The organism is [Acidovorax] ebreus TPSY (genome assembly GCF_000022305.1).
Lineage (GTDB): Bacteria > Pseudomonadota > Gammaproteobacteria > Burkholderiales > Burkholderiaceae_C > Diaphorobacter > Diaphorobacter nitroreducens.
Genome location: NC_011992.1, coordinates 509,330 through 521,923, shown reverse-complemented (window position 1 = coordinate 521,923; position 12,594 = coordinate 509,330). Strand labels below are relative to the sequence as shown.

The 12,594-nt window shown below is 70.8% G+C and carries 9 protein-coding genes; 7 read left to right on the top strand and 2 right to left on the bottom strand.

Going from position 1 to position 12,594, the window contains the following annotated elements:
- The first annotated feature begins 14 nt into the window (after positions 1 to 14).
- The 3 genes from DTPSY_RS02480 to DTPSY_RS02470 all read left to right on the top strand — a co-directional run bounded on the left by DTPSY_RS02480 (position 15) and on the right by DTPSY_RS02470 (position 3,798).
- On the top strand, positions 15 to 659 hold the full coding sequence (locus tag DTPSY_RS02480) for a histidine phosphatase family protein (RefSeq protein WP_011803951.1): 645 nt from the start codon (positions 15 to 17) through the stop codon (positions 657 to 659).
- Positions 643 to 1,824, top strand: a complete 1,182-nt coding sequence (locus tag DTPSY_RS02475; protein ID WP_012655534.1) for a DSD1 family PLP-dependent enzyme — start codon at positions 643 to 645, stop codon at positions 1,822 to 1,824. Before DTPSY_RS02480 ends, DTPSY_RS02475 begins: the two co-directional genes overlap by 17 nt.
- Positions 1,825 to 2,004: 180 nt before the next feature.
- Entirely contained in the window at positions 2,005 to 3,798 is a 1,794-nt protein-coding gene (locus tag DTPSY_RS02470) for a lysoplasmalogenase family protein (protein WP_012655533.1), read from the top strand.
- 4 nt (positions 3,799 to 3,802) lie between these two features.
- Here DTPSY_RS02470 and ruvB read toward each other — a convergent pair whose 3' ends face one another.
- Positions 3,803 to 4,873 carry a Holliday junction branch migration DNA helicase RuvB gene (ruvB, locus tag DTPSY_RS02465; RefSeq protein ID WP_012655532.1) on the bottom strand — a complete coding sequence of 357 codons (1,071 nt, stop codon included), beginning with the start codon at positions 4,871 to 4,873 and terminating at the stop codon, positions 3,803 to 3,805.
- Positions 4,874 to 5,096: 223 nt separating this feature from the next.
- Here ruvB and DTPSY_RS02460 point away from each other — a divergent pair, with 223 nt between their 5' ends.
- The 4 genes from DTPSY_RS02460 to DTPSY_RS02445 are packed head-to-tail and all read left to right on the top strand — an operon-like array spanning position 5,097 to position 11,116.
- A complete protein-coding gene (locus DTPSY_RS02460; protein ID WP_012655531.1) occupies positions 5,097 to 5,735 on the top strand; it encodes a DUF2760 domain-containing protein in 639 nt (212 codons plus the stop codon).
- A gap of 8 nt (positions 5,736 to 5,743) precedes the next feature.
- Positions 5,744 to 7,654, top strand: coding sequence for an Hsp70 family protein (locus DTPSY_RS02455; protein WP_012655530.1), 1,911 nt, complete (start codon positions 5,744 to 5,746; stop codon positions 7,652 to 7,654).
- The gene (locus tag DTPSY_RS18755) at positions 7,605 to 8,264 is read left to right on the top strand and encodes an NAD(P)H-dependent oxidoreductase (RefSeq protein WP_350303892.1); all 660 of its coding nucleotides are present in this window, start codon (positions 7,605 to 7,607) and stop codon (positions 8,262 to 8,264) included. The genes DTPSY_RS02455 and DTPSY_RS18755 overlap by 50 nt, the downstream gene beginning before the upstream one ends.
- On the top strand, positions 8,261 to 11,116 hold the full coding sequence (locus DTPSY_RS02445; RefSeq protein WP_012655529.1) for an Hsp70 family protein: 2,856 nt from the start codon (positions 8,261 to 8,263) through the stop codon (positions 11,114 to 11,116). The genes DTPSY_RS18755 and DTPSY_RS02445 overlap by 4 nt, the downstream gene beginning before the upstream one ends.
- Here DTPSY_RS02445 and DTPSY_RS02440 read toward each other — a convergent pair.
- Positions 11,113 to 12,579, bottom strand: coding sequence for a trypsin-like serine peptidase (locus DTPSY_RS02440; protein ID WP_012655528.1), 1,467 nt, complete (start codon positions 12,577 to 12,579; stop codon positions 11,113 to 11,115). The genes DTPSY_RS02445 and DTPSY_RS02440 overlap by 4 nt on opposite strands.
- Between the last annotated feature and the right edge of the window lie 15 nt (positions 12,580 to 12,594).

The window sequence follows — 12,594 nt, the reverse complement described above, 5'->3', positions numbered from 1 at the left end:
CTGCGCTCTTTTCCATGCACGCCACCCGCATCATCGCCATCCGCCACGGCGAAACCGCCTGGAATGTGGACACCCGCATCCAGGGCCACCTGGACATACCGCTCAACGACACCGGCCTGTGGCAGGCCCGGCAGGTGGGGCAGGCGCTGGCCGACGAAGCGGTGGCCGCCATCTACAGCAGCGACCTGCAGCGCGCCTACGCCACGGCCGAAGCCGTGGCCCGCACCACGGGCGCGCCCCTCACGCCCGTACCCGGCCTGCGCGAGCGCAGCTTTGGCAGCTTCCAGGGCCGCACCTTCCAGCAGATCGAGACCGAGTCCCCCGAGCAGGCCCTGCGCTGGCGCAAGCGCGATCCCCACTTCGTGCCCGACGGCGGCGGCGAGTCGCTGGACATGCTGCGCGAGCGCATTGCTGTCACGGTGGACGGCATTGCCGCGCGCCATGCCGGCGAGCAGATCGTGCTGGTGGCCCATGGCGGGGTGATGGACGTGCTCTACCGCCTGGCCACGCGGCTGGACCTGCAGGCCCCACGCACCTGGCAGCTGACCAACGCCGCCATCAACCGGCTGCTGTGGACCGAGGGCAACGGCCTCACCTTGGTGGGCTGGGCCGACACGCAACACCTGGAGAACGCGAGCCGCGATGAGATCCACTCCTGAGCATCTGCCCGAACATCTGCGCGCCACCATCGGGCTGCGCGTGGATCTGATCGACACGCCCGCACTCGTCGTCGACCTGGATGCCATGGAGCGCAACATCCAGCGCATGGCCGAATTTGCGCACAAGCACCAGGTGCGCTGGCGACCCCACGCCAAGATGCACAAGAGCGCCGAGATCGCCCTGCAGCTGGAAAAGGCCGGCGCGCGCGGCCATTGCGTGCAGAAGGTGTCCGAGGCCGAGGCGCTCGCCGCCGGCGGCGTGGCCGACCTGTACATCAGCAACGAGGTACTGGGGGGAGCCAAACTATTGCGCGCGGCACGCCTGGCCGCGCAACTGGCCGCACGCGGCGGGCGGCTGGGCATCGCGGTGGACAGCGAAGAGGGCATCACCCGCCTGTCCGAGGCCATGCGCGTGGCGGGCAGCGACGCCGGCATCGACGTGTTCGTGGAGATCGACGTCGGCCAGGGCCGCTGCGGCGTGCCGCCCGGCCCGGCGGCGCTCGCCCTGGCCCAGGCCGTGGCAGCCCAGCCGCGCCTGCATTTCGCGGGCCTGCAGGCTTACCACGGCAGCGCACAGCACCTGCGCAGCGCGGCCGAGCGGCGCGCGGCCATCGCCCACGCAGTGCAGGCCGCCGCCGATACCCGCGCGCTGATCGAGGCCGCGGGCCTGCCCGTGCCGCTGGTCACGGGCTCCGGCACCGGCACGCTGGTGCACGAGGCCGCCAGCGGGGTGTATGGAGAACTGCAGGCCGGCTCGTTCCTCTTCATGGACGCGGACTACGCCGCCAATGAACGCGAAAGCGCCCAGCCCGCCTTCGAGCATGCGCTGTTCGTGAAGACGCAGGTGATCTCTGCGCGACCCACGCATGTGGTGTGCGACGCAGGGCACAAGAGCCACGCCGTCGACTCCGGCATGCCGCTGGTCTGGGGACTGCCGCCCGAGCGCGCCCTGCGCTATGCCAACGGCGGCGACGAACACGGCGTCCTGCACGCAACTGGCCCCAAGGCGCGCCTGCCGGCCCTGGGCCGCATGCTGTGGCTGGTACCCGGCCACTGTGACCCCACGGTGAACCTGCACGACTACCTGATTGGCGTGCGCGGCGGCCTGGCGCACGGCGTGGTGGAGCGCGTCATCCGCGTGGATGCACGGGGCGCCGTGACGTAAGCGCCACCTGCGATACCCACGCCTATTCACTGCCGCGTAGGCGGTGTGAAACAACAAATGATTAGGTCAAGCACACGGGCGCGTGAGTGCCGCATAGCAGCCTGGAAGTGCTAATAAGAATCTCATGCTTTAGGGGATTGCCCACTTCCGAGCTGAGAGGTTACCCCCAACAATTGCCGCATGTCCGGCAGCCAGATCATCGTCCTCGTCACCCCGGTGTTCCTCGCCCTCATGGCGCTGGAATGGGCCATCGGCCGTTGGCGCGGGCGGCCCGCGTTGCGGCTGGCCGATGCGGTGAGCAGCGTCAGCCTGGGCATGCTCAGCCAGACCAGCGCGGTGTTCACCGTGCTGCTGCGCGTGGGGCTGTACACGCTGGCCTATGAGCACCTGGCGCTGTGGCGCAGCGAGGCGTTCTGGACCACCTGGTACGGCTGGCTCATCGCGCTGGTGTTCTACGACTTCTGCTACTACTGGCTGCACCGCATGGGGCACGAAGTGGCCGTGCTGTGGGCCGCGCATGCGGTGCACCACCAGAGCCAGGACTACAACCTGTCCACCGCGCTGCGCCAGACCAGTTCCGGCGCGGTCCTGGGCTGGGTGTTCTACCTGCCGATGGCGCTGGCGGGCGTGCCGCCGCTGGTGTTCGTGGTGGTGGGGCTGGTCGACCTGCTGTACCAATTTTGGGTGCATACCGAGCAGGTGGGGCGGCTGGGCTGGTTCGACCGCTGGTTCTGCAGCCCCAGCAACCACCGCGTGCACCACGCCGTGAACGACAGCTACCTGGACAAAAACTACGGCGGCATCCTGATCGTGTGGGACCGGCTGTTCGGTACCTTCAAGGACGAGGACCCCCGGGAGAAATGCGTGTACGGCACGCGCGGCCTGCTCAACAGCTGGGACCCGCTCTGGGCCAACGCCCAGGTGTATGCGGGCCTGCTGCACGACAGCTGGCACGCCCGCCGCTGGGCGGACAAGCTGCGCGTGTGGCTGAAAGCCCCCGGCTGGCGCCCCGCCGACGTGGCGCAGCACTTTCCCAAGCCGGCCTTCAACTTCCACGACATGCCCCTGTTCGACCCGCCCCTGTCCGCGCCGCTGCGTTGGTTTGCCGGCGTGCAGTTCGTGCTGCTGCTGGCGGGCGTGGCGGCATTCCTGTGGCAGGCCGACAGCGCACCGCTGGCGACCAACGCCGTGTGGTTCGCTACGCTGCTGGCCTGCCAGTGGGCCCTGGGCGCGGCCATGCAGGGGCGCATTGGCATGGGGTTGGCGCTGATGATCGAAGCCGGGGCGCTGGCCACGGCGACCAGCGCGCTGGGGTTCACGGCGTGGCACCTGCTGTTCAAGCCGCTGACCATGGCGATTGCTATTGTTTATGTAGCTAATCACGCTTATCCAATGAGCGTTACAGGCCGTTTTGGCTTGCACCGCTCATTCTGGCTGCTGCTGAGCGCGCTACTGGGTTCGCTGGCGGGCGACGTGTTCCTGATGCTGTCAGAGCACCTGTTCATTCCCGGGCTGGTGAGCTTCCTGCTGGCGCACCTGTGCTACATCGCGCTGTTCAAGCAGGGCGCGGGTTGGTTCGGCCACCGCGGAGCACTCGTGGGTACGCTAGCGCTGGGCATCGGCATGTACGCCTTCCTGTGGCACGGCGGATTGCCGGCCGCGCTGCGGGTGCCGGTGGCCGTGTATGTGGTGGTGATCGCGCTGATGGCGGCGCAGGCCTGGGGGCGCCACGCGGCGCTGCGCGAGCGCTCGTCGCTTGCGGTGGCGCTGGGCGCGTGCTGCTTCATGCTCAGCGATTCACTGCTGGCCACCAACCGCTTCGTGCAGCCGCTGCCCTTGTCGCAGCTGTGGGTGCTGGCCACCTACTATGCGGCCCAGGTGCTCATCGTGAGCGGGATGGTCACAGCGCTGACCCGCGGCGCGGCGCACCAAGCCGACGCGCGGACGCAGCCGCTCACCCCCCACGCGGCTTGAGCGATCAGGCGGACTCGAACAGCCCGCCCGCGGCGCGCGGCGGCGCCACGCCCAGGTGGCGGTAGGCGGCCAGCGTGGCCACGCGCCCGCGCGGGGTGCGCTGCAGATAGCCCTGCTGAATCAGGTAGGGCTCGATGACGTCCTCGATGGTGCCGCTCTCCTCGCCGATGCTGGCGGCAATGTTGTCCAGTCCCACGGGGCCGCCGTCGAAGCGATGCACCACGGCCTCCAGCAGCTTGCGGTCCATCACGTCGAAGCCCTGCGGATCCACGTCCAGCATGGTCAGCGCGCGGTTGGCAATGTCCAGGGTGATGTGGCCCGATCCCTTCACCTCGGCATAGTCGCGCACGCGGCGCAGCAGGCGGTTGGCGATGCGCGGCGTGCCGCGCGAGCGGCGCGCGATTTCCATGCCGCCCTCGGCGTCGATGGGCGCGCCCAGCAGGCCGGCCGATCGCATGACGATGCGCGCCAATTCCTCGGGCGTGTAGAACTCCAGCCGCGCAACGATGCCGAAGCGGTCGCGCAGCGGGTTGGTGAGCATGCCCGCGCGCGTGGTGGCGCCCACCAGCGTGAAGGGCTGCAGGTCCAGCTTGATGCTGCGCGCGGCCGGCCCCTCGCCGATCATGATGTCGATCTGGTAGTCCTCCAGCGCGGGGTAGAGGATTTCCTCGACCACGGGCGAAAGGCGGTGGATCTCGTCGATGAAGAGAACGTCGTTGCGTTCCAGGTTGGTGAGCAGCGCTGCCAGATCCTTGGGCTTTTCCAGCACGGGGCCGCTGGTCTGGCGCAGGTTCACGCCCAGTTCGGTGGCGATGATGTGGCTGAGCGTGGTTTTTCCCAAGCCCGGCGGGCCGAACAGCAGCACATGGTCCAGCGCCTCGCCGCGCTTCTTGGCCGCGCCGATGAAGATCTCGAGCTGTTCGCGCGCCTTGGCCTGGCCCACGTACTCCTGCAGCAGCTTGGGGCGCAGCGCACGCTCCAGCGCTTCCTCCTGTGAGGAGGCCGGCGCGGCCGACACCACGCGCTCGCGCGCCGGAGGGGGAGAGGGGGCAAAGTCGTCGGTATGGATCGTCATGCGAAGCGGACCAGGAAGGGCGTGTGCATTGTCCCCCATTCCCCCGCGCCGCCGTGCCGCCCCGCCACCCCGCGCGGGCCAGGGATAGCCGCCTTTCGGTAACATCGCCGCCTTCGCGCGCCGCGCGCGGGCGAGCCCCGTCCCCCTCCCGGACCACTCGAACGCCGCACCGCCCCTGTGCGCCGCGCCGCCTCGGCCCGGCGCCCCCTTGCAGCGACAGCCCATGAACACTCCAGCACACCCCTCCTTCCTGAGCCGCATGGCCATCGCCATCGGCAGCTTTTTCGCCATCCTGGGCAACGGCCGCCTGGCCGCCGACATCCAGCGCCTGCGCGCGGGTGAAGCGCTGGCCGCCGACGTGGCACCACCGGCTCCCCAGGCAGTGCGGGTGGAAGTGCCCGTGGAGACAATCGTGGAGAAGATCGTCGAGGTCCGCGTGGAGGTGCCCGTCGAGAAAGTGGTGGAAAAGCGCGTCGACGTCGCCACCGACACCGCCGCGCTGCAGCTGCTGGGCCTGCTGCAGCGCGAGGCGCGCCTGGTGGACTTTCTGCAGGAAGACGTGGCGCCCTACTCCGATGCCGAGATCGGCGCCGCCGCGCGCGTGGTCCACGAGGGCTGCCGCAAGGTGCTGCGCGAGCATTTCACCATCGAGGCCGTGCGCCCCGAGGGCGAGGGCAGCCACGTTACCCTGCCGGTCGGCTTTGACGCCACGGCCGTGCGCCTCACGGGCAATGTGCTGGGCCAGGCGCCGTTCACGGGCCAGCTGACCCACCGCGGCTGGAAGGCGACCGCCGTGCGCCTGCCGCAGCTCACCGACCCGCGGGCAGCCGCCGTGCTGGCCCAGGCCGAGGTGGAGCTGTGAACACGGATATGCCCAACACTCCTGAAACCATAGCTGCCAGCGCTTACCCTGCAAGCGCTACAGGCAAAAACAACGCCCAGTACAGCATCGGCATCGATCTGGGCACCACGCACTGCGCGCTGTCGTACGTGGACCGGCACGCCAGCGACGGCGACGCCGTCGTGCAGCAGGTGCTGGATATTCCCCAGCTCACCGGACCGGCCAGCGTGGAGGCGCGGCCGCTGCTGCCCTCCTTCCTGTACCTGCCGCACGAGAGCGAGTTGAGCGCCGCCGACACGGCGCTGCCCGGTGGCGGCGCAGGCCAGGACGGCGTGGTGGGCGAGCTGGCGCGCACGCGCGGCGCGGCCACGCCGATCCGCCTGGTGTCCAGCGCCAAGAGCTGGCTGTGCCACCCGGGCGTGGACCGGCGTGCGCCCATCCTGCCGCCCGATGCGCCGCCGGAGGTGCCGCGCGTGTCGCCCCTGGCCGCATCGGCGCGCTACCTGTCGCACCTGCGCTGGGCCTGGAACCAGGCCCACCCCGAGGCGCCGCTGGAGCACCAGGACATCACCGTCACCATTCCCGCATCGTTCGACCCGGCCGCGCGCGAGCTGACGGCCGAGGCCTGCCGCGCCGCCGGCCTGGAGCGCCTGACGCTGCTGGAAGAGCCCCAGGCCGCGCTGTACAGCTGGATTCAGGCCAGCGGCGGCGGGTGGCGCAAGCAGGTCGCCAGCGGTGACATCATCCTGGTGGTGGACGTGGGCGGCGGCACCACGGACCTGTCGCTGATCGCGGTGCTGGAGAAGGACGGCGCCCTGGAACTGCAGCGCGTGGCGGTGGGCGAGCACATCCTGCTGGGCGGCGACAACATGGACCTGGCCCTGGCCTATGGCGTGGCGCGCAAGCTGGCACAGGAGGGCAAGCCGCTGGATGCCTGGCAGACCCGCGCCCTGGCCCATGGCTGCCGCGCGGCCAAGGAGCAGCTGCTGGCCGACGAGGCGCTGCCATCCGTGCCCGTGGTCGTCCCCGCCCGCGGGAGCAAGCTGATCGGCGGCAGCATCCGCACCGAGGTGACGCGCGCCGAAGTGCAGGCGCTGCTGGTCGATGGGTTCTTCCCGCAGGTGGCCGTGGGCGACAAGCCGCTGACCCGCGCGCGCGGCGCGCTCACGCAACTGGGCCTGCCCTACGCGCAGGACGCGGCCGTCACGCGCCACCTGGCGGCCTTCCTGTCGCGCCAGCTGGATGCCACGGCACAGATCCCTGGCCTGGCCGGCAGGCAAGCGGGGGGCGCCAGCTTCCTGCACCCCACGGCCCTTCTGTTCAACGGCGGCGTGCTGAAGGCCCCCCAGATCGCTGAGCGCATCGTCGGCGTCATCAACGGCTGGCTGGCTGCCGAGGGCGCCGCCCCCGCCCGGCTGCTGGAAGGCGCCCAGCTGGACCTGGCCGTGGCACGCGGCGCGGCGTACTTCGGCCATGTCACTGCGGCGGGGCGCGGCGTGCGCATCCGCGGCGGCGCGGCGCAAAGCTACTACGTGGGTGTGGAGAGCAACATGCCCGCCATTCCCGGCATGGAGCCGCCCCTGAGCGCCCTGTGCCTGGCGCCGTTCGGCATGGAGGAAGGCACCGAGGTCGCGCTCCATGCCCAGGAATTCGGCCTGGTGGTGGGCGAGCCGGTGCGGCTGCGCTTCTTCGGCTCCAGCGTGCGCCGCGGCGACACCGTGGGCACGCTGCTGGACTTCTGGGGACCCGAAGAGCTGGTGGAACTGCAGGAGATCGAGGCCCACCTGCCCCCCGACGGCCGCACGCCCGGCGAGGTCGTACCCGTCACCCTGCACGCCCGCGTGACCGATATCGGCACGCTGGAGCTGAGCGCCGTGCCCGTGGGAGGCCATGAGCGCTGGAAGGTGGAATTCGACGTGCGCGCCCAGACACAGGCCTGACGCCAGCGCCATGCACTGCCTGGTCGTCATCGCGCATCCGCTGGAGGACAGCCTGTGCCAGTCGCTGGCGCAGGAAGCCATCCGCACCCTCACCGCCGCAGGCCACGCGGTGCAGGTGGAGGACCTGTGCCGCACGGGCTTCGCGCCCGCGCTCACGGCGGCGGAGCGCCGCAGCTACTACGGCCCGGCCTTCGACGGCGGCGCCGTGCAAGCGCAGATCGACCGGCTGCTGCTGGCCGAGGCGCTGGTGCTGGTCTTTCCGACCTGGTGGTTCGGCTTTCCGGCGGTGCTCAAGGGCTGGTTCGACCGCATGGGCGCCCGGCGTGGCTTACGACCATGCGATCGACCTGGGGCCCATCCGCCCCCGCCTGCACCGGCTGCGCACGACACTGGCCATCACCACGCTGGGGTCGCCCTGGTGGGTGGACCGGCTGGTGCTGCGCCGGCCTGTGCGGCGCGTGCTCAAGACGGCGCTGCTGGGCACCTGCGCGCCACGCAGTGCCTTCGACATGCTCTCGCTCTACGGCGCCGAGCGCCTGTCCGCCGCCCAGGTGCAGCGGTTCAATGCGCGCATCGCACGCGCGCTGTCTTCAGGGGCTTAGCCGGGTGAAACGCTACACCGTCGGCATCGACCTGGGCACCAGCCACACCGCCTGCGCCTATGCGCCGCTGGAAGCCCGCGCGGCGGACATCGCACTGCTGCCCATCCCGCAGCGCCTCTCGGCAGGCGAGCTGCAGGCGCAGCCGCTGCTGCCCTCGGTGCGCTACCAGGCGGCATCCGGCGAGTTGGGCGAGGCGTGGCGACAGCCCTGGCCGCCCCTGGAGGCCACGGACGACACCCCCGCCACCCTCGGCCGCTGGGCGCGCGACCTGGGTGCAGCCGTGCCAGGGCGGCTGGTGGAAAGTGCCAAAAGCTGGTTGTCCCACCCTGGCGTGGACCGCACGGCGCCCATCCTGCCCTGGGGCGCGCCGCAGGACGTGGCCCGGGTCTCACCGGTGCAGGCCAGCGCGTCGTACCTGGCACATGTGCGTGCGGCATGGGACGCGGCCCACCCCGATGCACCGCTGCATGCGCAAGACCTGGTGCTCACCGTGCCCGCCTCGTTCGACGAGGGCGCGCGCGCTCTCACGCTGGAAGCCGCACGCCTGGCCGGCTTGCCAGCGCTGCAGCTCTTGGAAGAGCCCAAAGCCGCATTCCACGACTGGCTGGCGCTGCAAGGCGAACAGTTGGCCGCGCAATTGGCGGGCTGCCGCCTGGTGCTGGTGGTGGACGTGGGCGGCGGCACCACGGACCTCACGCTGATCCGCGTAGACACCCAGGCCGGCGGCACGCCCCGGCTGACGCGCATTGCCGTGGGCGAGCACCTGATGCTGGGCGGCGACAACATGGACCTGGCGCTGGCGCACCTGCTGGAGCCGCAGTTCGCCGGCGACGGTGGCCACCTGCCCGCCGCGCGATTACCCGCCGCGCGTTTGCCCGCCGCGCGCTTCGCCCAACTGGTGCAGCGCTGCCGGCAGGCCAAGGAGTTGCTGCTGGCCGACGGCGCCCCCGACAGCGCCGCAGTCACGCTGCTGGGCACGGGCAGCCGCATGCTGGCGCAGACACACACGGCCACGCTCACGCGCGCGCAGGTGCTGCAATGCGTGGTGGAAGGCTTTCTGCCGCAGGTGCCGATCGGCGATCGCCCGGCGCGCCGCCAGGGTGCGCTGCGCGGGCTGGGCCTGCCCTACCCCGCCGACGCGGCCATCACGCGCCATCTGGCGCAGTTCCTGGCGCAGCACGCCGGGGGCGACTTGCCCGAAACCCTGCTGCTCAACGGCGGGGTATTCCATGCACCGGCGCTGGTGCAGCGGCTCACGGAGGTGCTTGCGCACTGGCGCGGCGCACCGCCCCGCGTGCTGCACAACCCGCACCCCGACTGGGCCGTAGCACGCGGCGCTGCGGCGTACGGGTTGGCGCAGCATTCATCATCAAATACGCACACAGCCCAGTCAGGACAAGCGCCAGCAGCTCCTAAAACCATAGTCCCACGCATCGGCGGCGGCTCGGCGCGCAGCTACTGGCTGGTACTGCCGGGCAAGGCGGGCACTGCGCCGCAGGGCATCTGCCTGCTGCCCCGCGGCACCGAAGAAGGCGTGCGCCTGGTCCTGACGAGCCGGCGCTTCGCGCTGCGGCTGGGCCAGGCCGTGCGCTTCGCGCTGGTGGCGCGCAGCCAGGGCCAGGCGCAGGCCGGGCAGATTGCGCCGCTGGAGGGCGACGGCTGGGCGGAACTGCCGCCGCTGGCCACGGTGCTGCCCGCACCCGAAGGCCGCGCCACCGCCCAGGTGGAGGTGCAGCTGCAGGCCTGCATGACCGAGGTGGGCACGCTGGAGGTGCGCTGCGTGGCAACGCAGGAGGCGGACCAGTCCTGGCTGCTGCCCTTTGCCGTGCGCGGCGCGGCGGGCACCGATGGCGCTTCCAAATCGATAGCTGCCAGTGCAGAACCAGAAAGCGGCAGCGGCCAAAAAGGCTCGAAGGGTAGAGCCTCACGCCTGCCCGAGGCGCTGGCGCTGATCGACCGCATCTTCGGCACCCAGGCACAGGACGTGGCGCCCAAGGAGGTGCGCCAGCTGCGCCAGTCGCTGGAAAAACTCCTGGGCCCCCGCGCCGGCTGGGACGTGGCCTTGCTGCGCGCGCTGTTCGATGCATTGCTGGCGCGTGCGCGCCGCCGCCGGCGCACGACCGAGCACGAACGCACGTGGCTCAACCTGGCAGGCTGGTGCTTGCGCCCGGGGGTGGGCGCCGAGCTGGACGCGTGGCGCATCGCGCAGGTCTGGCAGCTCTACCCCCAGGGCCTGGGCCACGGCCAGGACGCCGCCAACTGGACCGAATGGTGGGTGTTCTGGCGCCGTGTGGCCGCGGGTCTGGACGAGGCGCAGCAGATGCAGGTGCTGGAAGCGGTGGCCGGCTGCATGCAAAAGACCGTGCAACGCAGCCAGGGCAAGGCCGCGTGGGGCAGCTACGACGACATGCTGCGCCTGTTCGCCGCCATGGAGGCCGTGCCCTGGCAGTACCGCCAGGAAATGGGCCAGTGGATGCTGCAGCGCCTGCTGCGGCCCGATGAGTCCGCACAGACCTGGTGGGCCATCGGCCGCCTGGCCGCGCGCCAGCCGCTGGCAGCCAACGCCCACCGCGTGATGCCGCCCGAGGCCGCGGCCGAGTTTCTGCATGCCACGCTGCGCGAGGACTGGCGCCACAACGAGCATGCCCTGTTCGCCGCCGTGCAGATCGCCCGCATGACCGGCGACCGCGCTCGCGACCTGCCCGACGCCCTACGCACCGAAGTGCTGGAAAAGATGCGCGCCACCCACGCGCCCGCACGCTGGATCGCGCTGGTGGAACAGCCCACGGCCATGGAGGCCGAGGACCAGCAGCGCAGCCTGGGCGACAGCCTGCCGCCCGGGCTGGTGCTGGTGGGTTAGTTGGCCGCCGTCGGATTCAGCCAGCGCCGCAGCGCCGTGCGGTAGCTGGTGTCGAAACGACCGTAATAGTCCACGCCGTCGCGCGCAGCGCAGCTGGCGGTTCCGCCCAGAAGCTGGCCCACCACATAGCGACGTTCGCCAAACGTCACGAACGCGGCCGAGCCGCTGCTGCCGCCTTCGGTCGTCCCCTCCTGCCAGCCCAGCGTTAGGAAGGTGCCGTCGTCCGCATTACTGGAACGGCAACTGTTGTCGACGCACGTGCTGTAGCGCTGCATGGAGCCCAGGCTGACCTTCTGCAGATCGCCCTGGGGATGGTGCACACCCGCCAGCGCCGTGCCAACGCCCACTCCGCCAAAGTACGAGCCTGCATAGACGATGCCGGCAGGCGCCTGGCTGTTGAGCTGCATGAAGGCCGTGTCCGTGGTGGCCGACGCGTACAGCAGCGCCGCACCGCCGGTGACGCGCACGGCGGCGGGGTTCACCGTGGCGGTGCCGCAGGTGCTGGAACGGTAGAACCAGTCCGTGGTGAGCGTGGACGCCACGGCCTGCGTGGAAATGCAATGGTTGGCGCTCAGGAAGTAGGGCGTACCGCTGGACGCCGCATCGTTGAGCAGCGTGCCGGTGCACAGGTAGCTCTTGCCATCGTCGCGCACAAAGATCATGCGCGCCACCGAGCGGCTCTGGTCGTTGAACTCCGGCCGGCAGGTCGCGTCCACGTTGCAGCTGCCCGACTCGCCCACCTTCTGGGCAAGGGCCTGCTCGGCCTGTGCGGGCGCCAGCGTGAAATGCGACAGCCGCGGCACGGACAGTCGGACGGCCGCTGGCGAGGCCGCAGCGGGAATCTCCACTTCCAGTGTGGTTTGCGGGCCGCTGAAGTCCGGGCTCCAATAGGTGCGCGCGGTGGTGTCATCCGCACCGCCACGCGCATTGCGCGCGGCGATGTCCTGCAGCTCGGACGCGCGCACCTCCATGGCCCCCGCGCCCTGCTCGCCGTAGAAGCGCAGCACCGCGCCCTCGGGCAGCGACTGCACGAGCACGCCCAGACGCACGCCATGCGCTCCGTCGGCCGTGAAGCGCAGCGCAGCGGCCTGCGTGCCCCGCGCCGTCGGTTGCCAGCGCAGCAGGGCCGCAGTGGCCGCGACGGTGGCGGTGTCCGCCACGCTGCGCGCCTCGCCGATCTGCAAGGGCGTTCCGGGAGTGGCGGAGACCACGCCCTTCACGGCCGTGAGCGCGCCGAGGGCGATGGTGCGGGTTGCCTGTGCACTGGCGACCGGGCTCACCGCCTGCTGCGAGGTGGCCACCTTGGCCGTGCCGCTGGGGTCGTAGGGCTCGATGCGGTCGCCCGCCACCGGAGGCGTAGGAGAGGGAGTGTCGTTGCCGCCGCCACCTCCACCGCAAGCGGACAAGGCCAGCACCAGGGGTATCGCGGCCCATTGCGCCGCAGTTGTTGTCAGTAATTGCATTGCTCTCTCCTCTAC